Origin of the sequence: Micromonospora pisi (genome assembly GCF_003633685.1) — a bacterium.
Classification (GTDB): domain Bacteria; phylum Actinomycetota; class Actinomycetes; order Mycobacteriales; family Micromonosporaceae; genus Micromonospora_G; species Micromonospora_G pisi.
The window spans coordinates 5,587,702-5,608,683 of sequence record NZ_RBKT01000001.1; the positions used below are offsets into that span (position 1 = coordinate 5,587,702).

General features: G+C 71.6%; 20 protein-coding genes. 12 read left to right on the forward strand and 8 right to left on the reverse strand.

The window, feature by feature from the left end:
- The first annotated feature begins 127 nt into the window (after window positions 1–127).
- The 5 genes from BDK92_RS23915 (at window position 128) to BDK92_RS23935 (ending at window position 4,781) form a co-directional block, all read left to right on the forward strand.
- Window positions 128–574: a MarR family winged helix-turn-helix transcriptional regulator gene (locus BDK92_RS23915; protein WP_121158716.1), complete on the forward strand. Its 447-nt coding sequence runs from the start codon at window positions 128–130 to the stop codon at window positions 572–574.
- 30 nt (window positions 575–604) lie between these two features.
- Window positions 605–2,365 (forward strand): MFS transporter, encoded by a 1,761-nt coding sequence (locus BDK92_RS23920; RefSeq protein WP_121158717.1) that lies wholly within the window; start codon window positions 605–607, stop codon window positions 2,363–2,365.
- Window positions 2,366–2,392: 27 nt separating this feature from the next.
- Window positions 2,393–3,274, forward strand: coding sequence for a hypothetical protein (locus BDK92_RS23925; RefSeq protein WP_147457101.1), 882 nt, complete (start codon window positions 2,393–2,395; stop codon window positions 3,272–3,274).
- Between the two features lie 51 nt (window positions 3,275–3,325).
- A complete protein-coding gene (locus BDK92_RS23930) occupies window positions 3,326–3,781 on the forward strand; it encodes a hypothetical protein (RefSeq protein ID WP_121158719.1) in 456 nt (151 codons plus the stop codon).
- A 166-nt stretch (window positions 3,782–3,947) separates the two neighbouring features.
- Window positions 3,948–4,781 (forward strand): hypothetical protein, encoded by an 834-nt coding sequence (locus BDK92_RS23935; protein WP_246017215.1) that lies wholly within the window; start codon window positions 3,948–3,950, stop codon window positions 4,779–4,781.
- Between the two features lie 89 nt (window positions 4,782–4,870).
- On the opposite strand, the gene BDK92_RS23940 is transcribed toward BDK92_RS23935, so the two are convergent.
- Genes BDK92_RS23940 through BDK92_RS23950 form a run of 3 tightly spaced genes read right to left on the reverse strand, consistent with a single transcriptional unit; the run spans window position 4,871 to window position 6,878 of the window.
- On the reverse strand, window positions 4,871–5,491 hold the full coding sequence (locus BDK92_RS23940; RefSeq protein ID WP_121158721.1) for a hypothetical protein: 621 nt from the start codon (window positions 5,489–5,491) through the stop codon (window positions 4,871–4,873).
- A gap of 23 nt (window positions 5,492–5,514) precedes the next feature.
- Window positions 5,515–5,796: a hypothetical protein gene (locus BDK92_RS23945; RefSeq protein ID WP_121158722.1), complete on the reverse strand. Its 282-nt coding sequence runs from the start codon at window positions 5,794–5,796 to the stop codon at window positions 5,515–5,517.
- Complete coding sequence (locus BDK92_RS23950; RefSeq protein WP_147457102.1) at window positions 5,793–6,878, reverse strand: LuxR C-terminal-related transcriptional regulator; 1,086 nt, start codon at window positions 6,876–6,878, stop codon at window positions 5,793–5,795. Before BDK92_RS23950 ends, BDK92_RS23945 begins: the two co-directional genes overlap by 4 nt.
- 398 nt (window positions 6,879–7,276) lie before the next feature.
- On the opposite strand from BDK92_RS23950, the gene BDK92_RS23955 reads away from it, so the two are divergent.
- Together BDK92_RS23955 and BDK92_RS23960 are read left to right on the forward strand one after the other, a co-directional pair.
- Entirely contained in the window at window positions 7,277–7,744 is a 468-nt protein-coding gene (locus BDK92_RS23955) for a PPOX class F420-dependent oxidoreductase (RefSeq protein ID WP_121158724.1), read from the forward strand.
- Window positions 7,745–7,808: 64 nt separating this feature from the next.
- Complete coding sequence (locus BDK92_RS23960; protein WP_121158725.1) at window positions 7,809–8,723, forward strand: SDR family NAD(P)-dependent oxidoreductase; 915 nt, start codon at window positions 7,809–7,811, stop codon at window positions 8,721–8,723.
- A 10-nt stretch (window positions 8,724–8,733) separates the two neighbouring features.
- On the opposite strand, the gene BDK92_RS23965 is transcribed toward BDK92_RS23960, so the two are convergent.
- On the reverse strand, window positions 8,734–9,126 hold the full coding sequence (locus BDK92_RS23965) for a hypothetical protein (RefSeq protein WP_121158726.1): 393 nt from the start codon (window positions 9,124–9,126) through the stop codon (window positions 8,734–8,736).
- A 408-nt stretch (window positions 9,127–9,534) separates the two neighbouring features.
- Here BDK92_RS23965 and yicI point away from each other — a divergent pair, with 408 nt between their 5' ends.
- Window positions 9,535–11,808, forward strand: coding sequence for an alpha-xylosidase (gene yicI / locus BDK92_RS23970; protein WP_121158727.1), 2,274 nt, complete (start codon window positions 9,535–9,537; stop codon window positions 11,806–11,808).
- A gap of 65 nt (window positions 11,809–11,873) precedes the next feature.
- Here the strand turns inward: yicI and BDK92_RS23975 are convergent, their stop codons facing one another.
- The 3 genes from BDK92_RS23975 to BDK92_RS23985 are packed head-to-tail and all read right to left on the reverse strand — an operon-like array spanning window position 11,874 to window position 14,290.
- A complete protein-coding gene (locus tag BDK92_RS23975; RefSeq protein WP_246017216.1) occupies window positions 11,874–12,596 on the reverse strand; it encodes a YqeB family protein in 723 nt (240 codons plus the stop codon).
- Window positions 12,597–13,394 (reverse strand): ABC transporter permease, encoded by a 798-nt coding sequence (locus BDK92_RS23980; RefSeq protein ID WP_121158728.1) that lies wholly within the window; start codon window positions 13,392–13,394, stop codon window positions 12,597–12,599. It abuts the gene before it with no gap.
- The gene (locus BDK92_RS23985; RefSeq protein ID WP_121158729.1) at window positions 13,391–14,290 is read right to left on the reverse strand and encodes an ABC transporter ATP-binding protein; all 900 of its coding nucleotides are present in this window, start codon (window positions 14,288–14,290) and stop codon (window positions 13,391–13,393) included. Before BDK92_RS23985 ends, BDK92_RS23980 begins: the two co-directional genes overlap by 4 nt.
- Window positions 14,291–14,419: 129 nt before the next feature.
- On the opposite strand from BDK92_RS23985, the gene BDK92_RS23990 reads away from it, so the two are divergent.
- The 3 genes from BDK92_RS23990 (at window position 14,420) to BDK92_RS24000 (ending at window position 17,497) form a co-directional block, all read left to right on the forward strand.
- Window positions 14,420–15,670 carry a sensor histidine kinase gene (locus tag BDK92_RS23990; RefSeq protein ID WP_121158730.1) on the forward strand — a complete coding sequence of 417 codons (1,251 nt, stop codon included), beginning with the start codon at window positions 14,420–14,422 and terminating at the stop codon, window positions 15,668–15,670.
- A 29-nt stretch (window positions 15,671–15,699) separates the two neighbouring features.
- A complete protein-coding gene (locus BDK92_RS23995) occupies window positions 15,700–16,407 on the forward strand; it encodes a response regulator transcription factor (protein ID WP_121158731.1) in 708 nt (235 codons plus the stop codon).
- A gap of 148 nt (window positions 16,408–16,555) precedes the next feature.
- Window positions 16,556–17,497: a phosphotransferase gene (locus BDK92_RS24000; protein WP_170208669.1), complete on the forward strand. Its 942-nt coding sequence runs from the start codon at window positions 16,556–16,558 to the stop codon at window positions 17,495–17,497.
- Here BDK92_RS24000 and BDK92_RS24005 read toward each other — a convergent pair.
- Window positions 17,472–19,919, reverse strand: coding sequence for a hypothetical protein (locus BDK92_RS24005; RefSeq protein WP_121158733.1), 2,448 nt, complete (start codon window positions 19,917–19,919; stop codon window positions 17,472–17,474). The two genes, BDK92_RS24000 and BDK92_RS24005, sit on opposite strands and share 26 nt — an antisense overlap.
- A 264-nt stretch (window positions 19,920–20,183) precedes the next feature.
- Here BDK92_RS24005 and BDK92_RS24010 point away from each other — a divergent pair, with 264 nt between their 5' ends.
- The gene (locus BDK92_RS24010) at window positions 20,184–20,894 is read left to right on the forward strand and encodes a hypothetical protein (protein WP_147457103.1); all 711 of its coding nucleotides are present in this window, start codon (window positions 20,184–20,186) and stop codon (window positions 20,892–20,894) included.
- Window positions 20,895–20,982 lie beyond the last annotated feature (88 nt).

The following is a 20,982-nucleotide window of genomic DNA, read 5'->3' on the forward strand; positions in this document are numbered from 1 at the left end:
GGACCCGGAAATCCGCAGGTCGGAGCCGTTCCGTCGATGGGATGCGGGAGCCTTCCCGATCATCGTCGTGACTGTTGTGCGGTGAATCATAAGGAACTTCTATAAGTAGCTGATATATAACTGAGCCGTGGCGAACGGATCTTCCGACAGCGACCCCGACCTGCTCCGTACGGTGACCAGCTTCGACCGGGTGTTACGGCTGCTGCGGCGGCTCACCACGCCGGACGGGCTCAGCCTCACCGCCGCCTCCACCCTCTACCGGCTGGACGAGTTCGGCGCGCACCGCCTCTCCGACCTGGCCGTGGCGGAGGGCGTCACCCAGCCCGGCATGACCCAACTCGTCTCCCGACTGCAACGCGACGGGCTGGCCGTACGCGGTGGCGACCCCGCCGACGGCCGGGTGGTCGTCGTCGAGATCACCGAGGCCGGCCGAGAACTGGTCCGCGACCGCCGCACCACCCGCGCCCGGATGCTCGCCGAACTCCTCGCCGACCTGTCGGCACCGGAGCGGGAAGCCGTGGTGACCTCGTTGCGGGTGCTGGACCGGCTCGCCGAACGAACAGCCGCACACTGAACGACACTCTCGACAAGGACATGTGATCCGATGGTTCTGAACGGGCGGGACAGCACCAGCCCCGGCACCGACCGGAGCGGTCCGGCCGGCGGCGCCGACAACCCGCGCTACAAGTGGATCGCGCTGTCGAACACCACCCTCGGCATGCTGCTCGCCACCATCAACTCGTCGATCGTGCTGATCTCACTGCCGGCGATCTTCAACGGGGTGCACCTCAACCCGCTGGAGCCGGGCAACGTCAGCTACCTGCTCTGGATGCTGATGGGTTACATGCTGGTCACCGCCGTCCTGGTGGTGACCCTCGGCCGGCTCGGCGACATGTATGGGCGGGTCCGCATCTACAACGCCGGCTTCGCGATCTTCACCGTCACCTCGATCGTGCTCTCCCTCGACCCGCTCGACGGCGGGGGAGGAGCACTCTGGCTGATCGGCTGGCGGGTGCTCCAGGCCGTCGGCGGCTCGATGCTGATGGCGAACGCCGCCGCGATCGTCACCGACGTCTTCCCGGCCCGGCAACGCGGCACCGCGCTCGGCATCAACATCGTCGCCGGGATCGCCGGCTCGTTCATCGGACTGGTCCTCGGCGGACTGCTCTCCGAGTGGAACTGGCGCTCGGTGTTCTGGGTCAACGTACCGATCGGTGTGCTCGGCACCATCTGGGCGTACCGCTCGCTGCACGACACCGGCGTACGGATCAAGGCGAGGATCGACTGGTGGGGCAACCTCACCTTCGCCGTGGGGCTGACCGCGCTGCTCGCCGGCATCACGTACGGCATCCAGCCCTACGGCGGGCACACCATGGGCTGGACCAACCCGTGGGTGCTGACCGGGTTGATCGGCGGCGCCGCCGTACTCGTGCTCTTCTGCGTGATCGAGTCCCGGGTGGCCGAGCCGATGTTCCCGCTGAAGCTGTTCCGGATCGCCGCCTTCGCCAGCGGCAACGCCGCCAGCCTGCTCGGTTCGATCGCCCGTGGCGGCCTCCAGTTCATGCTGATCATCTGGTTGCAGGGCATCTGGCTGCCGTTGCACGGCTACAACTACGAGCAGACCCCGCTCTGGGCCGGCATCTACCTGCTCCCGCTCACCATCGGCTTCCTCGCCGCCGGACCGCTCGCCGGAGCCCTCTCCGACCGGTACGGCGCCCGGCTCTTCGCCGCCGGCGGCCTGGTCGTGATGGCCGCCTCCTTCGCCGGGCTGCTGCTCATTCCGAGCGACTTCAACTACTGGGTCTTCGCCGCGCTGGTCTTCCTCAACGGACTCGGCGGTGGTCTCTTCGCCGCCCCGAACACCGCGCTGGTCATGTCGAGCGTGCCGGCCCGGCTGCGGGGCGCCGCCTCGGGCATGCGGGCGACCTTCCAGAACGCCGGCATGGTGCTCTCCATCGGCGTCTTCTTCTCGCTGATGGTGGCCGGGCTCGCCGGGTCGCTGCCGGGGACGCTCGACTCCGGGCTGACCGCGCAGGGCGTACCGGCCGCCGCCGCGCACACCGTCGCCGAACTGCCGCCGGTCGGTACACTCTTCGCCGCGTTCCTCGGCTACAACCCGATCGAACAACTGCTCGGCCCGCAGGTGCTCGGTGCCCTGCCGGCGGTGAACGCCGAGACGCTGACCGGTCGGGAGTTCTTCCCGCACCTGATCGCGGGACCGTTCCACCATGGACTCGGCGTGGTCTTCTGGCTCGCGATCGCGATGGCCCTGGTCGGTGCGGTGGCGTCGCTGTTCGCGCCGAAGTCCCGCCCGGCCGGGCCGGCGGAGGACCCGGTGACCCAGGAAGCGGAGCTGGCCGACTGAGGCACTGGTCGGGGCATGATGGTCGTCATGGTGGCCACCGTGTCGGCGCGGCTGAGAGCGTTGTCGCGTCTGCGATGGCCGTGGATCGCGCCGGTCGCGCTGATGCTCCTGGCGCTGCTGCTGATGCCACTGCACGAGCGCTGGTACGCCTTCGTCGGGAACTACGACGTCCAGGGCGACGACCAGCGGATCGAATGGCTCTACACGGTTGCGCTCCTGCGGGCCAGCTCCGGTTTCGTCTACGGCCAACTGATGGCGCTCGGCCTCGGCGCGGTGCTCGGCCGCCAGTTCGTCCACATCGGACAGCGCGGTCGCGGAACAGCGCCGCTACTGTCCACGATGGTCGCCGCCGCGCTGACCGGCACCGCGCTGGCCCTGGTGAACCTGGCGGTGGTGGTGCCGGTCGCGGTGGCGGGCAGCGGGTGGAGCGCCTCCCTCGCGGAGGCTCGCGTCCTGGGCCCGGACCTCGTCCACGACCTCGGATTCTGGCAGGTGCTGCTGGTCGGAGTGGTGTCGTTCCCGCTCTGGGCGGTGGCCGGTGCCGGTGCGGCGGTGCTGACTGGTCCGAACCGCCGGGTCGTCCCGGCGATCTCGGCCTGGCTGCTGCTCGGCCTGGTGCTGGCCGGCGTGCTGGTGCTCTGGAGCGAACGGACCCCGGTCGTGCTGACCGCTGTCCTGCTCAGCCCCGCGTACGGCAGCCTCGCCGCCGCCTTCGACACCGGCGCGGGCGGTACGACGGTCACCGTGTCCCTGCTCGCCGCCGGGGCCGGCTACGCGTTCCTGCTCGTGACCGCCGCGTCCCGGGCCACCCGTCGGAGGGCGTCCAGGGCGGCTCGACGCGGCGGCGACGGCTCCGGACAGGTCGGTCCGGAGCCGGGTGGGGCCCCGACCGACGCCGGATCCAGGTGACACCCGTCATGATCGGTTCGTACCGGACGTCGGGGCGGTAAGCTCGCTCTCGTGGCCGCCGTGACACTTACCCGCCCCTTGTGGTGGGTGGCGCGCCGGTCACTGCGGCTGCTCACCGGCCTGATCCTGATGGCCCTCCTGCTCGGCCTGAGCGCCGGCACCGGTGAGGCCGCACCCGCCGCGCCATCGCTCGCCGTCGCGCCAGCCGCCGCGACCGTGTCGTCCACGGCCGACACAACCTCGGCGGACCCGCGCGGGGTGGTCGCCGAACCACCGAGCGGCACGACACCGGGGGCCGGGACCGAAGTCGGCGCGGGTACCGAGGTCGTCGCGCCGGTGGAGGTCGACGGTGCCGTCGAACCCGCCCAGGTGGCGGCCGACCGGGCGGCCCTCACTTCGGTCGAGCCGGACCCACGGTCGGTCCGACGGCTGCCGGCCGCCGCCGACGCGGCGAGCGCCTCCGGGCACGGCCTTCCCACCGGACAGCGGGCCCCGCCGCTGAGCTGACACCCCACCGGTTGTCACACCGGTGCGTGGGTGTTCCGCGGCGCATGCACGTTCCGCCACCGCACCGCAGCCCCGGCCGGGGGTTTCGGACCAGGACGTCGAACGTGCACCCGCCTTTCCGGTCGGATCCCTGAACGTCATCGTTTATCGGCGAGGTGTGCTGGTTATGGAAAACCTCATGTACTTCTTCCTGCTCGACATTCCACGGGCCGCGGGGATCTGGTCCGCCCTGATCGTGGTGGCATTCGCCGCGATGGCGGTCCTGATCGCCCGTCGACCCCGACCCGAAGCCGCCGACGCCGGTGACGTCCTCCGTGGCGAGCAGGGCGGTCGACTCCGGGCGGCGGTCGCCGGCCGGGCCCGGCTCACCGCCGAGGCCGAGGAGTTGGCCCGCTACGCCGAAGAGGTGGGGGTCGCGGCGACGCGGGCAGCCGAGACGGCCCGCCGACGCCGCGAGGAGTGGCTCGCCTCGCAGGACGAGGTCGAGGAGGCGTGGAAGGCGTACGAGGCCGCTGACGCCGACGCTCGACGGGTCGCCGCGACCACGTACCTGCCGGTGCCGCGTACGCCCCGTACCCCGGCCGAGTACGCCGACCGGGAGCGTTACCTGCACCGGGCGGCGTTGAGTGCGTGCGGCCGGCAGGAGCTGTCGGTGTTGGAGCTGAGCGACGCGCTGGCGCACCGCAACGGGTGGGACCCCCGCCGGCACCCGGTGGAGCAGGAAGTGGTGCTGCGCCGGGCCGTACGCGACGGCCGACTCGCCGCCCAGCGTCGGGCGGCGGAACGTGAGCGGGCCGCCTGGCACACCGCCGAGGCGGCGGCCGTCGCCGCGCAGAGCCTGCGGGACGAGGCGTTCGCCGCCGCCGAGCGGGCCCGTCAGGCAGCGCACCTGCTGCCCCCGACCGGCGGTACGGGCAACGGTACGGGCAACGGTTCGGCCCGGGACGTGTCCCGCCGCCCGCAGCAGGCCACCCGCTGGCGCGCCGCCCGCGCCGGCTGACCCGGCCGGCTGGCGTGGCCAGCCGGCCGACCCGGGGCGGTGTCGTACCCGCCCCGGGCGCTGATCGGCGTGGCCGGAAGCAGACGGGGTCAGCGCAGCCCGAAGCAGGTGCCGCAGCCCCCGCCCGGATCACCGAGCTGCGAGTCGTCGACCAGGCTCACCGGCTTGGTCACCAGCGGGTCGTCGACCGCGATCGGCTCGGCGGTCATCTCCAGCTCGTCGGAGAAGGTCAGCCGCAGGCAGGCGACCGGCGCGGCGATGGTTCGCATGAGACAGACGCCGAGCTGGCCGGGGATCGCCCGACCGATCGTCGTCGCGGTCACCGGCGTCGGGCCGTCCGACCGGTACGGCCGCAGTTGACCGTCGAGGGCGTACGCCTGGTCCTGATCGGTCCGGAACGAGACGATGGTGAAGCGGAACAGTGCCGAGTCCGGCCCGCAGTTGGTGATCTCCGCTGGGACCGTGACCCGGCCGTAGGTGTCCAGCGCCGGCTCACCGAAGTAGCCGGTGGCGCAGGTCGTACCGAACCAGACTCGGGGGATCGGCGCGCCGGTCGCGGTGGTGACCGGCCCTCCCGTCGTGCGCACCCCGATCGGCGGTTCGACATTGGTGGGTCCGGCGACCGCGGTGGTGGTGGCCGCGACGACCAGGAGTGCCGTCGTGGCGAGGACTGCCAGCAGCGGGGCGAGGCGGACCGGCGATCGGCTCATGGGTCTCCTTGGATGGGCGGGAGTCAGGGCGCCACGGGCAGGGTGGGGATCACGATCGAACCCTGGTCCCTGGGCTCCACGAAACAGGTGGCGCAGGCGCCGATCGGGGTGCCGAGCAGGTGGACCTCGCCCGTCGCCCCGGCCGCCGTGCCGGCGAGCGGAACCGTCGTCTGCGCCTGGTGGGCCCGCGACGGGGAAGCGGTCCCGCCCGCCACCGCCGCCCCGGCGACGGTGGTGGCGGCGAGCAGCCCGGCCACGGCGGTGGCGAGCAGGGTCGGTGCAAGGCGGGCGGAGCGGTGTCTCATTCGTCTTCCTTGTCAGCTGGGCTGGCCCTGTCGGGTGGGCCGGTCGGAGATGGTGCGGCGGTGCGGGTGGTCGGGATGGGGGCGGCGCCAGCGGCGCCGAGGAGGAGAGCGAGTTGGAACCTGTTCTCCACGCCGAGCCGATCCATCAGCTCCCGCATGGTGTACGCCACCGTCCGTACGCTCAGCTTCAGCTCGTTGGCGGCGGACACGTCGGTGTGTCCGGCGGACAGGAGCGCGACGAGCGCCTGCTCTCGGGGCGTGAGTGTGATGGGCGGAACCCCCTGTCGGTGTGGATCGCGTCCCTGCGCCCACAACCGGTCGAAGAGTCCGCAGAGCGCCTGTACCGCCGGTGGGTCGTCGATCTCGACGACCCCGGCTTCGAAGTTCAGCGGGTCGGCCGGGAAGAGCGCGACGCGTCGGTCGAAGACCATGAGTTTGAGCGGCAGGTCCGGTAACTCCCGGTAGATGCCACTGGCGTTGCCCAACTGGGCCAGGTGGGCGGTGGACCGGTCGCCGTCGCCGGGTGGGCGGCCGACGATCCGCATCTGCACACCCCGTTCGACCAGGGCGCGGTCGGTCGGCAACGCGGCAGCGGTCACCTCGGCGGTGAGCACCTCCTCGTTGTTGATCGCCAGATGTTCGTGTCGTTCGGCGGCGGCCAGGTGGGCGATCCGGCGCCGGGCCAGCGGTCGGCTGCCCCAGAGTCGGGTCCGGGACGGCTCCAGCGCCGGCAGTCGCAGACCGTCGATCGCCGCGAAGTGCCGCCGCCATCGGTCCCGGTCGGCGCTGGGTACGACCGGTCGACGCAACCGCCCCAGGACCTGCGGCAGCGGGCACGGGTGCCAGCGCCGGGAGACCCGGGCACTGCCGTGCACGGCCGGGGAACCGACCGGCTGGGCCGCCCGGAGCGCGGCCAGTTCGTCCAGGGCGGCGACCACCCGGGCCCGGGCGAGGCCGAGTTCCCGGCTCAGCTCGGTGTCCTTCCGACCACCGAGCATGGTCAGCGCCCGGTAGACGAGGTCCGCGTCGGGCGACACCCCCCAGCGGGTGAGGCGCGGAATCGTCGCGGTGGCGTCGGGCACCAGATCCTCCCGTTGACCTTCATGAGCGGTGTCCCCGCTCCCGCCCGTACACAGAACACCATCCGGTCAACGCGAGCGGAAGGCCCAGCAGGGCAGTTGCAGGATCATGCAACGGCCTGATCGGGAACGCTTGCCCAGCCGAGCCGGATTCCCGCATTGTCAGTGCACCGGTACGCGGCGGAGAGCTACGAAAAACGGGGGGTAGCTCTCCCCGCGACGAGGAACGGGTTCCCAGGGGTACGGGTTGGGGTCGTCATGGGGGCGGGGGCCCGGTCACGGTCACCGTCGGGTCATCAGCGCCGGGGTCAGGCGACTGGTGACCCGACGGTGGTCACCGGCCCGCCGCTGGCATACCGACCCACGACGCGGCGGCGACACCAGCGCCCTAGGGTGGGGTCATGCCCAGGACCATCGCCACCAACACGCAGGTCGACCGTGACCGTCTGACCGAGTTCCTCGCCCCGCGCCACCGGGCCATCCTGCTCACCACCCGCGCCGACGGCCGCCCGCAGTCGTCCCCGGTGACCTGTGGCGTCGACCCGGCCGGCCGGATCGTCATCTCGACCTATCCCGAGCGCGCGAAGGTGGTCAACCTCCGCCGCGACCCACGGGTCTCGGTCTGCGTCCTCTCCGACGACTGGAACGGGCCATGGGTCCAGGTCGACGGTACGGCCGAGGTGCTCGACCTGCCCGAGGCGCTGGAACCGCTGGTGGAGTACTTCCGTTGCATTTCGGGGGAGCACCCGAACTGGGACGAGTACCGGCAGGCGATGGTGTCCCAGGGCAAGTCGCTGATCCGGGTCACCATCGAGGGCTGGGGTCCGCTCGCCACCGGTGGTTTCCCGGCCCGGCTCGCCGACGCCTGAGCCCATCCCCGGGCGGTTTGCCGGTTCCAGCCCGGCCCCGGTCGGGCTGGGGCAGCATACGGAAATGACCCGTATCGAGACACCGTTCGGCTTCTCCTCCACCGCCGCCGAGGTGGCGGAGGGGACCGACCTGACCGGTCGTCGGGTGGTCGTCACCGGCGGGGCGTCGGGGATCGGGGTGGAGACCGCTCGGGCGTTGGCGGGGATCGGCGCCGAGGTGACCCTCGCCGTACGCAACACCGACGCCGGGGCGCGTACCGCCATGGACATCAGCGGCACCACCGGCAACAAGGAGGTCCGCGTCGCCCCGCTGGACCTGGCCGACCGTGCGTCGATCGCCGCGTTCGTCGACAACTGGGCCGGTCCACTGCACGTGCTGGTCAACAACGCCGGCATCATGGCGTCGCCGGAGCAGCGTACGACCGACGGGTGGGAGATGCAGTTCGCCACCAACCATCTCGGCCACTTCGCGCTCACCTTCGGCCTCTACGAAGCCCTGGCGGCGGCCGGGGGCGCCCGGATCGTCGCGGTCAGTTCCAGCGCGCACATGCTCTCGCCGGTGATCTTCGACGACGTCCAGTTCTACTTCCGCGCCTACGACCCCTGGCTGGCGTACGGGCAGTCCAAGTCCGCGAACATCCTCTTCGCGGTCGGCGCCACCGCCCGCTGGGGTGACGCGGGCATCACCGCGAACGCGTTGAACCCGGGCGCGATCGAGACCAATCTCCAGCGTCATGTCGGCGGCAAGCTGAGTACGCCGCCCGAGCTGATCAAGACGACCGAGCAGGGGGCCGCGACCTCGGTACTGCTGGCGACCTCACCGCTGCTCGACGGGATCGGTGGCCGCTACTTCGAGAACTGCCAGGAGGCGCCGGTGATCGAGCGGCGGGGCGACGAGTTCAGCGGGGTGGCGCCGTTCGTCCTTGACCGGGCCAACGCCGACCGGCTCTGGGAGATCTCGCTGCGACTGCTCGGCTGAGCGAGCGCGTTCATTCCGGTGGGCCGGCGAGGACCTGGAGTTGCAGGGGGCGGTAGTCGGTGTTCGGGTCAGCCACGGTGAAGCCGGCCGAGTCGAGGATGGACCAGGCCGCCTGCCGCATGGCCTCGGCGATGGCGCCGAAATGGCGCAGTACCGGGTCGTCGATCCGCTGTTCGGTGACGCTCTCCGCGACCGCGTTGCCGAGTCGTCGGTGTGGTCGCCAGAGGACGAAGACGCCGCCGGCCTCGTCGTCGCCGGGGTCGACGTCCACCGTCACACCGGCGAAGTAGTCGGGTTCGTTCTCGGTCGCGACCGGCAGGCCGGCCTCGGCGAGAGTGTCCCGGACCCGGGCCGCGAGTCGCTTCCAGTCGTCGAGCACCGCGGGCGACACGAGCGTGAACACGCCTGGACTCCTCCGGTGTCCGTCGGCGGCCGTGCCACCGGCCCGGCCCTGATCAACTGCAACGACCCTAGCAACGCCGGGTGTACGCGCAACCGCGCCGGCGTCCTGAGCTGCCCGGCCGCGCCCGTTGGCGGTCAAAACGGGGGTACGGCCGGAGCGGGCGCGGAGGAACGTACTGGCGGCGCAGTGATGGGGATGACGGTGCGGTTCCGGTGTGGCCCTTACGCGGCAACCTGCCGGAATTTCCCCGTCACCCCATTGACGTGGCTGGGGCAGCGCTCGTAGCTTTCGTGTCGAAGCCGTCAGTCGAAGCGCTTCGACCCTTCTGGCCTGCGACGACGATCCGTCCCTCGGCGTGCTCCGGGGCGACCGGATGATGGACGCCACCACCAGCCGATAGGACCGGGAATGAAGTTCAGCAACGGTTACTGGCGGATGCGCAACGGTGTGCACCCGCTCTATCCGATGCAGGTACGCGACGTCGCGGTGGAGCCCGCCGCGCTGACCGTGTACGCCCCCACGAAGAAGATCCTCGGCCGGGGCGACACCCTCAACCAGCCACTGATCACCGTACGGTGCAGTTCGCCGGCGCCGGACGTGATCGCGGTCAGGGTGGCGCACCTGCTCGGCGAGCGCCCCCGCCGCCCCGAGTTCCCGCTCGCCACCGACCCGGCGACCGAGGTACGGGTCAGCGACGGCGTCGACTACGCCACCCTCACCTCCGGTGCGCTCACCGCCCGGTTCCACCGGGGCGACGACTGGCGCCTCGAATTCGTCGCCGGTGACCGGGTGCTGACCAGCAGCGGGTACAAGAGCATGGCCGCGCTCGACACCGACGACGGCCCGTACGTCCGCGAGCAGCTCCTGCTCGGCGTCGGCGAGACGGTGTACGGGCTCGGCGAGCGCTTCGGCCCGGTGGTGAAGAACGGGCAGACCGTCGACATCTGGCAGGAGGACGGCGGCACCAGCAGCGAGCACGCGTACAAGAACGTGCCGTTCTACCTGACCACCGCCGGGTACGGCGTCTTCGTCAACCACCCCGGCAACGTGTCGTTCGAGGTCGGCGCCGAGGCGGTCTCGAAGGTCTCGTTCAGTGTCGCCGGGCAGTCGATGGAGTACCTGGTCATCTACGGCCCCACCCCCCGGGAGATCCTGCGCAGGTACACCGCGCTCACCGGCCGTCCCGCGCTCCCGCCGGCCTGGTCGTTCGGCCTCTGGCTGAGCACCTCCTTCACCACCTCGTACGACGAGGAGACGGTGCACAAGTTCGTCGGCGGCATGGCCGACCGGGACCTGCCGCTGTCGGTTTTCCACTTCGACTGCTTCTGGATGCGCGAGTTCCACTGGTCCGACTTCGAGTGGGACCCGAAGGTCTTCCCGGACCCGGTCGGCATGCTCAAGCGGCTGCGTGAGCGCAACCTGAGGATCTGCGTCTGGATCAACCCGTACATCGCCCAGCGGTCGGCGCTCTTCGCCGAGGGCATGGCGCACGGCTACCTGGTCCGGACCGCCAACGGAGACGTCTGGCAGTGGGACGAGTGGCAGGCCGGCATGGCGCTGGTCGACTTCACCAACCCCGAAGCCCGGACCTGGTACGCCGGGAAGCTGCGCGGTCTGCTGGAGATGGGGGTGGACGCGTTCAAGACCGACTTCGGTGAGCGGATCCCGACCGACGTGGTCTGGTACGACGGCTCGGACCCGGAACGGATGCACAACTACTACACCCAGATCTACAACCAGGTCGTCTTCGATCTGCTCCGGGAGCACCGGGGCGAGGGGGAGGCGGTGCTCTTCGCCCGTTCGGCCACCGCCGGTGGCCAGCAGTTCCCGGTGCACTGGGGTGGCGACAGCGAGTCCACTTTCGAGTCGATGGCCGAGACGCTGCGCGGCGGGCTCTCGCTGGCCATGTCCGGCTTCGGCTACTGGAGCCATGACATCGGCGGTTTCGAGGGCAAGCCGGATCCCGCCCTGTTCAAGCGCTGGGTGCCGTTCGGGCTGCTCTCCACGCACAGCCGCCTGCACGGCAGCCAGAGCTACCGGGTGCCGTGGGACTTCGACGAGGAGGCGGTGGACGTGCTGCGGACCTTCACCCGGCTCAAGGCGCGGCTGATGCCGTACCTGTTCGGGCAGGCGCTGGTCGCGCACCGGGAGGGGATGCCGGTGCTCCGGCCGCTGGTGGCCGAGTTCCCGGACGATCCGGCGGTGCCGTACCTGGAGCGGCAGTACCTGCTCGGCGACAGTCTGCTGGTGGCGCCGGTGTTCAACGCGGAGGGTGCGGTGAGCTACTACGTGCCGGAGGGCACCTGGACCGACCTGATCACCGGTACGGAGGTCGCCGGCCCGCGCTGGGTCCGGGAGTCGGTCGGCTTCGAGCGGGTGCCGGTCCTGGTCCGCCCCGGTACGGTGCTGCCGCTCGGCGCGGTGCAGGACCGCCCCGACTACCCGTACGCCGACGGGGTGACCCTGGCGGTCTACCAGCTCGCCGACGGCGCCGAGGTGACGGTGACCGTGCCCGCCCCCGACGGCACCGAGGCGGCGCGTTTCTCGGTCGTCCGTTCCGGGGCGACACTGACCGCGACCCGGCTCTCCGGCGCCCCCGCCCCCTGGGCGGTCCGCCCGACCCCCACCGCCGACCCCCACCCCGTCCCCGCCACCCACACCACCTGGACCGGCCCCTGCTGACCTTCCCCCGCCGATCATGAAGTTGGCGCGGACGTCGGCCCGGACTGTCCGCGCCAACTTCATGATCAACCCGGGTGGTCGGGTACGCGGCGCCAGTACTGGTGCTTCTTCCGTTCGTCGCGGACCACGTAACCGAGCTGACCCAGCTCCCCACGGATCCTGGACGCGTACCCGGACTTGTCCTCCTTCAACGCCTTCTGACGGGCGGCGAGAAGGACGTTCACCGCGTCCGGCAGGTCGCCGACCGGGGCCACCCAGAGCCGGTACTCGGCCCGGTGCGGATCCTCGGCGACCCACCGGAACCCGTGCGCCTCGAACGCCTCGCGCAGCGCCTCGGCGTCCAGATCCGACTTCTCCCGGGCCAGTTCCGCCCCGGCCGGGTCCAGCAGCACCAACTGCTTGCCGTCGAGGAAGACCAGCGCGATGTCCGCCCCGTCGACGCTCCGTACGGTCCCGTTCCCCCGAGACAGGGTGACCCGCTCGGCGGCGACGGTCACCGCCAACTGCTCGTGCACCGCCGCGACGGCGACGATCAGCCCGGCGACCAGGCCGATGGCGACCGCCCCGAGCGTCGCGGCCGGCTCGGGCAGGTCGTCCACGAACTTCGCCGGATACTTCACCGGTGCCCAGGGCAGCTTCATCAACCAACCGGTGATCGCGTTCAGCCCGCCGATGACACCCGCGCCGAGCAGCGGGAACAGACCCCAGATCAGCACCCGTACCCAGCCCGGCTCGGCCACCTTCCGCGCGTTCGCCGGCCCGGCCGGTCCGGCACCGGAGGCGGTCACCTACGACACCTCGCGCCGGACGATCCGTACCATTCCGGCGGCGAGCGGTAGCAGCACCCAGACCAGCACCGACACGGCGATCCGGCCCCACTGACCGGCGGTCACCTCGGACGTGGTCAGCGGCATCATGGTGACGCTGAGGTCGAGCCACTCCGCGACCCGGCGCAGCCCACTGATCAATCCGCCCAGGATCGACCACACCATCGGCAACACCAGGTAGAGCACGATCGCCAGCGGGGTGTTCAGGAACAGCATGCCGAACGCCACCCCCATCACCACGTTGACGACCTGGAACAGGGCCGCGTACGCGATGATGACCGGCTCGAACGACCAGGTGCCGGCCCCACCGGTCGCCCCCGCGAGCGCGGTGCCGATCGCGGCGACCGCCAGGCTGGCCAGCACCGAGGCGAGCGCGGCGATCGTCGCTGCGGCGATCTTCGCCACCAGCACCCGGGACCGCTGCGGCACCAGGGCGAACGTCGTCATCGCGGTGCGCTGCGACCACTCGCCGGTGACCAGCAGGATGCCGAGCACCGGCAGCAGGATGCCGACCGGAAGCAGCGACGGGACGAAGAAGTTGACGAAGGTCTGGTCCGCCTCCGGCATGACGAAGAGCTGGACGGTGACGATCGCCGCCGCGGCCAGGGCGATCACGATCAGCAGCCAGTAGCCGGCCCGGGTGTCGGTGAGCTTGCGCAGCTCGACCCCGGTGAGCCGGGCGAGCCCGGCACGCCGCAGCGCCGGATGCGTGGCCGGCCCGGCCGGCGAGGTGGTCGAGTTGATGGTCGCGGTGGTCATTTGACTGCCTCCAGTACCGAGTCACCGGCGGTCAGAGTGAGGAAGATCTGTTCCAGGCCGTTGCTCTCGGCGGAACGCAGCTCGATCAGGACCGCGCCGGCGTCAGCCGCGACCCGACCCACCGCCACCGGCTCCGCCTGCACCAGCAGGCTGCCGTCGGTGCTGGTGGTGGCGGTCAGCCCGGCCCGCTCCAACGCCGTACGCAGCGTCTGCGGGTCGAGCGCCCGAACCACCGTCCCGGTCCCGGCCAGCAGTTCGTCCTTGCTGCCCTGGGCGACGATCCGGCCACCCCCGATCACGACCAGCCGGTCCGCCACCGCCTCCACCTCCCGCAGCAGGTGGGAGGAGAGCAGCACGGTGCCACCCCGGTCGGCGAACTCGCGCAGCAGGCCGCGCATCCAGAAGATGCCCTCCGGGTCCAGGCCGTTCGCCGGCTCGTCCAGGATCAACACCCGGGGCTCACCGAGCAGCGCCTGCGCCAGGCCGAGCCGCTGCCGCATACCGAGCGAGTACTTCCCGACCCGCCGCTTCGCCGCGACCGCGTTCAGCCCGACCCGCTCCAGGGTCTCCCCGACCCGCCGCCGGTCGACCCCCATGGTCAACGCGGCCAGGGTCAGCGCCTCCTGGCCGGTACGCCCGGCGTGCTGGGCGGAGGCGTCCAGCAGGATGCCGATCTCCCGCCCCGGGTTCGGCAGGTCCTGGTACCGGACGCCGTTGATCGTCGCGGTGCCGGCCGAGGGCGGGGTCAGCCCGCAGATCATCCGCATCGTGGTGGACTTGCCGGCGCCGTTCGGACCGAGGAATCCGGTCACCGTGCCCGGTTCGCACTGGAACGTCACATCGTTGACGGCCGGATGGGCACCGTACCGTTTGCTCAGATGGTTGACCGCAATCATGCGACCAGCTTGACCGTCCGCTGCCACCCGCCGCTGCGGCCGTCGGTCGGCTTCGCGCGACCTTGGTCTACGGTCCGGCCTCGACTTTGGTCGCTGTCCGAGGCCGGTGACAGTTCGTAACATGGGGTCGTGACCGGTATCGCGGCTTCGGAGAACGCGTGGCTGCTGCCGTCCGCCCTGACCGCCGAGTCGGACCGGGCCGGACGCCAGCCGCGCCGGACCACCCGCGACTGGATCGTCGACTCGCTGATCTTCCTGATCGCCTTCGGCTTCGCCGTTTTGGTCTCCTGGGACCTGCACCAGCGCGATCAACCGACCCCGCTCGGCGGCACCATCCCGGAGTGGCTGCTCACCCTGGACGGCTGGTTCAGTGCCCTGCTCTGCGCCGTGCTCTGGGTACGCCGCCGTTGGCCGATCCAGCTCGCGGTGGCCGTGCTGCCGTTGAGCCTGATCTCGGCCCCGTCCGCGATGGTCGTCCTGATCCTGCTCTTCACCGTGGTGGTGCACCGGCCCTTCAAGGTGGCCGCACCAGTGGTCGGCCTGCACCTCCTGGCCGCGCTCGCCTTCTGCTGGATGCGCCCCGACCCCACCGTCAGCATCCGGGCCGCGGTCGCATTGGCCATCACGTTCACCGCCTCGGTGGTGCTCTGGGGCATGGTGGTCCGGGCCCGCCGCCAGTTGGTGGTCTCGCTGCGGGAACGGGCGCACCGGGCCGAGGCCGAGCAGCAGTTGCGCGTCTCCCAGGCCCGGCACCTGGAACGGACCCGGATCGCCCGGGAGATGCACGACGTGCTCGCCCACCGGATCTCGCTGCTCAGCCTGCACGCGGGGGCGCTCGAATTCCGCCCCGACGCACCATCGGACGAGGTGGCCCGGGCCGCCGGGGTGATCCGGGACAACGCCCACCAGGCGCTCCAGGACCTCCGTGAGGTGATCGGGGTGCTCCGCGAGGAGTCCGCCGCCGACGGACCGGAACGTCCCCAGCCGACCCTGGCGGACCTGTCCACGCTGGCCGAGGAGTCGCGGATGGCGGGGATGCGGGTCAGTGTCCGGGAGCGGGTCGAGCGGGCCGACGCGGTACCGGCCGGGATCGGGCGCAGCGCGTACCGGATCGTGCAGGAGGGGCTGACCAACGCCCGCAAGCACGCGTTCGGCGCCGCGGTCACGGTGACCGTCGCGGGTGGTCCCGGCACCGGGCTGAGCGTCGAGGTCTGCAACCGCTGGCCGGTCGGGCAACCGCCCGCGCAGCGGATTCCGGGCACCGGCACCGGACTGGTCGGGCTCACCGAGCGGACCAACCTGGCCGGCGGACGGCTGGAGCACGGCCGTACCGAGTCCGGTGACTTCCGGCTGGCGGCGTGGCTGCCGTGGTCGGCGTGAGGGACGGGGCAACGGGCGACAGCTCAGCGGTGAGCCCACCCATCCGGGTGCTGCTGGTCGACGACGACGCGTTGGTCCGGGCCGGCCTGTCCATGATCCTCGGCGGGGTGCCGGACCTGCGGGTGGTGGGGGAGGTGGCCGACGGTGCGGAGGTCGCCGCCGCGGTCGCCGCGTACGCCCCGGACGTGGTGTTGATGGACATCCGGATGCCCCGGGTGGACGGGCTCGCCGCGACCGAGGCGCTGCGCGCGGCACCCGACCCGCCCGAGGTGCTGGTGCTGACCACCTTCGACGCGGACGAGCACGTGCTCCGGGCGCTGCGGGCGGGGGCGAGCGGGTTCCTGCTCAAGGACACCCCACCGGCCGAGATCGTGCACGCGGTCCGTCGGGTCGCGGCGGGCGAGGCCACCCTGTCGCCAGCGGTCACCCGCCGGCTGATCGCGTACGCGACCGGTCCGACCGTGGGACCTCGGGCCGGTGCTCCGCCCGGGCCGGGTGGGCCCGGTGGTGTAGCACCGCGGCGGGACCGGGCGCTCCGGCAGCTCGCCGGGCTGAGCGAGCGGGAGCGGGAGGTCGCGCTGGCGCTCGGTCGGGGCTGCTCGAACGCGGAGATCTCGGCCGAGCTCTTCATGAGCGTGGCGACGGTCAAGGCGTACGTCTCCCGGTTGCTGGCCAAGCTGGAGCTGAACAATCGGGTGCAGGTGGCGCTGCTGGTGCACGACGCCGAACTGGTCTGAGCCGCGTTTGTCCGTTCGGCGTCTTCTCCAGATGACCGCACTTCTCACCTTCCGCTGCTGACGTCGGTCGATGCCTTCCCCAGAATGGCCAACGAGTATTCGTCTGATGACGATGAGTAGTCGTGGGTGGCGTGGGAGGCGGATGGCAATGCCGGACAGCAGACTCAGTCAGCCGCAACTGGCCGCCATCCTGGCCCGCTACGACATCGCCGCCCCCGGGGTGGTGCCGGAACCGGACGGAACCACGAACAGCAGCTACCTGATCCGGGGCAGGTCGGCGTCGTACGTGCTGACCGTGCTCGACGACCACGACGAGAACTCGGCCCGTCGGCTCACCGCCCTCCTCGACCACCTGGTCCGGCACGGGGTGCCGACGAGCCGCCCACTGCGCGGCCGGGACGGCACCGAACTGACCACCTTCGGAGGTACGCCGGTCCTGGTCAAGCAGTACCTGCGGGGCGACTGCCGGGCGCAACTGCCCCGGTACAACTGCGCCGCCGCCGGTGAGCTGCTCGGCCGGGTGCACACCGTGCCGGTCCCGAACTGGCTGCCCCGGCGCGGGCGTCGACTCCCCGCCGGTTGGTTGGCCCAGGTGGACACGTTCGCCGACCGGCGCTTCGCCGACTGGCTCCGCGAACAGTGGGTCGACGCAGCCGCCGTCGAAACCCTCGCCGGCCCGTACGGGCTGGTGCACGGTGAGTACGCCGCCCGGAACCTGGTCGTCGGCGAGGACGGGCGGCTCGCCGTACTCGACTGGGAGACGGCAAGCCACGACCTGCTCGTACTCGACCTCGGCGCGGCGCTGATCCGGCTCTGCGCCATCGACGGGCGATTCGACGCCGACCGTGCCGCCGCGCTGCTCGCCGGCTACCGGCGGAGCCGGGAACTGACCGACGCCGAGTACGCCCACCTGCGGGCCGCCGCGCACCACGCCGGACTCCGCATCGCCTACCACCGCTATCTGCGCTACCGGCGCAACCGCCCCAACCCGGTACGCGCACACCTCTACCGCGCCCTGCCCGGCTTCCTGGCCAGCCTCGACCAGCACTGGCCACGGCTCCTGGTCAACTCCGGGGCGCGGGGACGGTGACCGGATCACCCGGCCGGGGCCGGCCCGGTTCCAGCGTCGCCGCCACCTCACCCGCGAGCTGGTCCACGGTCAGCCACACCGTCGGGTCGGACCAGTAACCGGAGTGCCGGCCGGGCGCCGGCTCCGGCTGACCGTAGATGTGCCAGCTCGTCCTCGGATCCGGCAACTCCACGTCGACCGGGTGCGCCGTCGCCCCCGGATCGGGGACGAGGACCGAGCCACCGACGTAGTCGGTCAGGTAGTAGAAGTTCCGCCACTCGTACACCGCCGTACGGCCTGTTCCAGCGCTGCCCGGCGCCGCACCGCCGTCCGTCGACGGCGCGGTCGACGGCGCGAGCTGGCGTAGCACCCGGTCGTCGAAGTACGCCGGAAAGGCCCAGCCGTAGAGGGTGCGCAGCGGCGACCCGAAGGTCACCAGAGCCACCGTGTCGTCGGCGGGTCGGCTCTGCGCCTGGAGCAGCGCGGCGGCGGCGATGACCGTGCCCTGGCTGTGCGCGGCGAGCACCACCCGGCCGCCCCGGTCGTGGATCCGCCACAGCCGCCGCTGCACCTCCGGCACCGCCCGCTCGGCGTACGACGGTGGCGCCAGCGGGTGGTACGCGCGCGGCCAGAACGTCATCACGTCCCAGACCACGCCGATCCGCCGACGGCTCTCCAGGTTCCGCCAACCCCGACGCAGCAGCACGATCACCGCGAGCGGGATGCCGGAAGCCAGGTAACTGCCGATGGTGAACGCCCACTGGGTGCCCCAGGGCAGCTTGCCGTAGAGCCAGTAACGCGTCTGGATCGCGATCAGCACCAGCAGGCCGAGCGCGGCCATCGTGGTGAGCAGCTTGTCCAGGTCGTGCGCCATCCGGGCGACCCGGCGGGCCCGTGCCACCCGCGCACCCCAACGCCGACCGGCCGCCGACGAGCCCGGTACGTCGGCCGTGGACGGTACGGCGCCGGCCGCGTTGTACTGCCAGCGTCGCTCGTCCGTCGGCTCGTCCAGATTGCGCAGGTACCAGGCGCGGATCCGGTCCACGCTGGTCCGGTCGTTCCCGGCCCGCCAGTAGACGACCAGTTCGTAGAGGACGAAGAGCAGCACTATCGCCAGCGGCACCAGGGTCAGGTAGTGCAGCAGCTTGCCGACGATCGGGTAGAGGTACACCTCGGACTCGGCCACCGCCGCGTCGGGCAGCCTGCTCCGGGTCGACACCTCGGCCACCAGGTCGGCGAAGCGGGACATCGCGCCGAGCAGCACCACGTTGAGCGCGAAGACGCCGAGCACCAACGCGACGAAGGGGCCGAAGATGACGAACGTACCGCGCCGCCAGCCCCCGCACAGCAACGCCACCAGCACCAGGAGCAGGCTCACGAAGACGCCGCCGAGGGTCAGGCCGGCGACCACCGGGATGCCCGGCAGGTAGCCGAACGGTTGGACGTACCCGGGTTGGATCGTGGCGTACCAGCCGGCGCCGACCAGGCTGAGCGCGCCCAGCACGAGCACCACCGCCGCACTCCCCGGCGGACAGGCGTCGAGGGCGGTGAGTACGAGTACGGCGAGCATCACCCCCGCGCAGACCAGCAGTACGAGCAGATGCAGCCACCCGGCGGTGGCCGCCGTCGCGGCCTGCGACGAGGTGGCGTGCACGGTGTGGGTGAGGGTGAGCGCGACGAACCCGAGTCCCGCGCCGAGGTGCAGGTAGCCCAGGTCGAGGGTGCTGCGCCGGCCGGCCCAGAAGCTCGGGTCGGTCAGACCGACCGCCGGCTGGGCGGCGCTGCGCGGTGACTCGCGTGACGGCAGCCGCGACGGTGGGCTGACCGCCTCGTACCGGCCGATCGAACGCAGGGTGAGGACCGCGAGCAGGGCGACCAGGGCGAGCGGGACGAGCGCGCCGAGGAGCAGCCGACGGGCCGGGAAATCGGCCAGCATCGGGTCTCGCAGCGGGCGCAGCAGCCAGCTCTCCCGGGCGCAGCCGGCCCGGCCACCGCACTGGTACGCCAACAGTTCCAGAGCGGTGATCGCGGCGATGAGCAGCAGGTTGAGGGTGAGGAAGAGGGCGGCCCAGCGGACCGCCGTACGGTGCAGCCGGAATCGCCAGGGCGAGGCGTGGGTGCGGGGCATGCACATCCAGCCGGCCACGTTCGCCAGCGCGAACGGGAAGAGCAGCAGCCACAGCACCCGCGAGCCGGCGCGTGAGGTCAGCCCACCCCACGAGTACGCCTCGACGTGCCGTCCGGCGACGTCGGCGCTCCGGTAGAAGCCGGCGATCCGGTCGCCGGCGACCTGTAGGGGTGCGTCGTCGCCGAGCAGGTCCTGCGGGGTCGTCCCGCCGACCCCGTGCAGCCGCAGTTCGGTGACCCCGGTCAGGTCCGGTACGGGTGGAACCAGACCGGAGGGGCGTGGGACCGGGGCGGTGTCGAATCGGACCAGCGGCATGGGGCAACATCTCCGAAGATCGGCTCCGCCACCCCGTTTGTGCAGCTCAGTGCTGGTGTAAGGGGTGGTCGGCGCCCTCTTACGGTGCGCCCTCGACCGCGTTCGGCGCAGTCGGATATCAGACATAAATCACCTGATAGCACGATCTGACCCAGGCCCGTGTGCCGCCGGCCGCCCGCCCTGTCGCCCACCCGACGCAACCGCCACCCGGCCCCAGGTGTGTAACGGGTGCGGCCGGGAACCGGCCCTTCGAGAGGAGGAATGATGCCTGGAACACGCAACGGCGGCCGGTGGGGTGTGACGGTGCTGGCGGCGACCCTCGGCGCCACGGTCACACTGCTCGGAGCCGGATGCTCGGCGACGCCCGGGAACGCGGCGGGCACGCCGACCGGCACCCCCACGGCCGGCGCCACCGTGTCGGTCAGCCCCACCCCGGCGGCCACCCCCGACCCGGCGCCGAGTGCGCCGAGTGCGACCCCGGGCCGTACCGCGAGCCGACCGGCGACCGTCGCGCCGTCGCGCGGGCCGGTGCAGTACGACCCGGCCCGGAACCCGACCGACCTCGCCGCCCTCACCGACGGACTCGTCCTCGGGCGGCCGGTCAACGGCGTACGCCACGGCGAACTGGTGGTGACCATCCGGAACAACGGCCCGTTCCCGGTCGAGCGGCTGATCTTCACGGTGGAACTGCCGGAAAGTGTTTCCGCCGACGGCGGCGACTGGACCGGGTGCGACGAACTCCGGTCCCGGCAGGACGGTTACCCGGCCGGATCAAAGTGCGACAAGGGCCGGCTCGGTGCCGGTGAGACCAGGGTCTACCGGCTCGGCGTACAGACACCGGCGGCCGAGGACGGCAACGACAGCCAGATCTCGCGCTGGCTGGTCGACGTCTGGTCCAGCGGCCCGCACGACGAGATGCACCGCGACTCCGTACCCGAGAACAACCGGCGCATCTTCCGGGTCACCCGTTCCTGAACCGGTCCTCCCCGCCACGGTCCAGAGCCGGTCGTCGTGATCACCACAGCGACGGCGGTCTGGACCGGGAGGGAGAACGGTTCGCGGG

Excerpts from the sequence above, each read along its gene's own strand:
- BDK92_RS23920 (WP_121158717.1), top strand. The coding sequence starts at position 605 with ATGGTTCTGAACGGGCGGGACAGCACCAGCCCCGGCACCGACCGGAGC.
- BDK92_RS23925 (WP_147457101.1), top strand. The coding sequence starts at position 2,393 with ATGGTGGCCACCGTGTCGGCGCGGCTGAGAGCGTTGTCGCGTCTGCGA.
- BDK92_RS23935 (WP_246017215.1), top strand. The coding sequence starts at position 3,948 with ATGGAAAACCTCATGTACTTCTTCCTGCTCGACATTCCACGGGCCGCG.
- BDK92_RS23940 (WP_121158721.1), bottom strand. The coding sequence starts at position 5,491 with ATGAGCCGATCGCCGGTCCGCCTCGCCCCGCTGCTGGCAGTCCTCGCC.
- BDK92_RS23945 (WP_121158722.1), bottom strand. The coding sequence starts at position 5,796 with ATGAGACACCGCTCCGCCCGCCTTGCACCGACCCTGCTCGCCACCGCC.
- BDK92_RS23955 (WP_121158724.1), top strand. The coding sequence starts at position 7,277 with ATGCCCAGGACCATCGCCACCAACACGCAGGTCGACCGTGACCGTCTG.
- BDK92_RS23960 (WP_121158725.1), top strand. The coding sequence starts at position 7,809 with ATGACCCGTATCGAGACACCGTTCGGCTTCTCCTCCACCGCCGCCGAG.
- yicI (WP_121158727.1), top strand. The coding sequence starts at position 9,535 with ATGAAGTTCAGCAACGGTTACTGGCGGATGCGCAACGGTGTGCACCCG.
- BDK92_RS23980 (WP_121158728.1), bottom strand. The coding sequence starts at position 13,394 with ATGACCACCGCGACCATCAACTCGACCACCTCGCCGGCCGGGCCGGCC.
- BDK92_RS23985 (WP_121158729.1), bottom strand. The coding sequence starts at position 14,290 with ATGATTGCGGTCAACCATCTGAGCAAACGGTACGGTGCCCATCCGGCC.
- BDK92_RS24000 (WP_170208669.1), top strand. The coding sequence starts at position 16,556 with ATGCCGGACAGCAGACTCAGTCAGCCGCAACTGGCCGCCATCCTGGCC.
- BDK92_RS24005 (WP_121158733.1), bottom strand. The coding sequence starts at position 19,919 with ATGCCGCTGGTCCGATTCGACACCGCCCCGGTCCCACGCCCCTCCGGT.
- BDK92_RS24010 (WP_147457103.1), top strand. The coding sequence starts at position 20,184 with ATGCCTGGAACACGCAACGGCGGCCGGTGGGGTGTGACGGTGCTGGCG.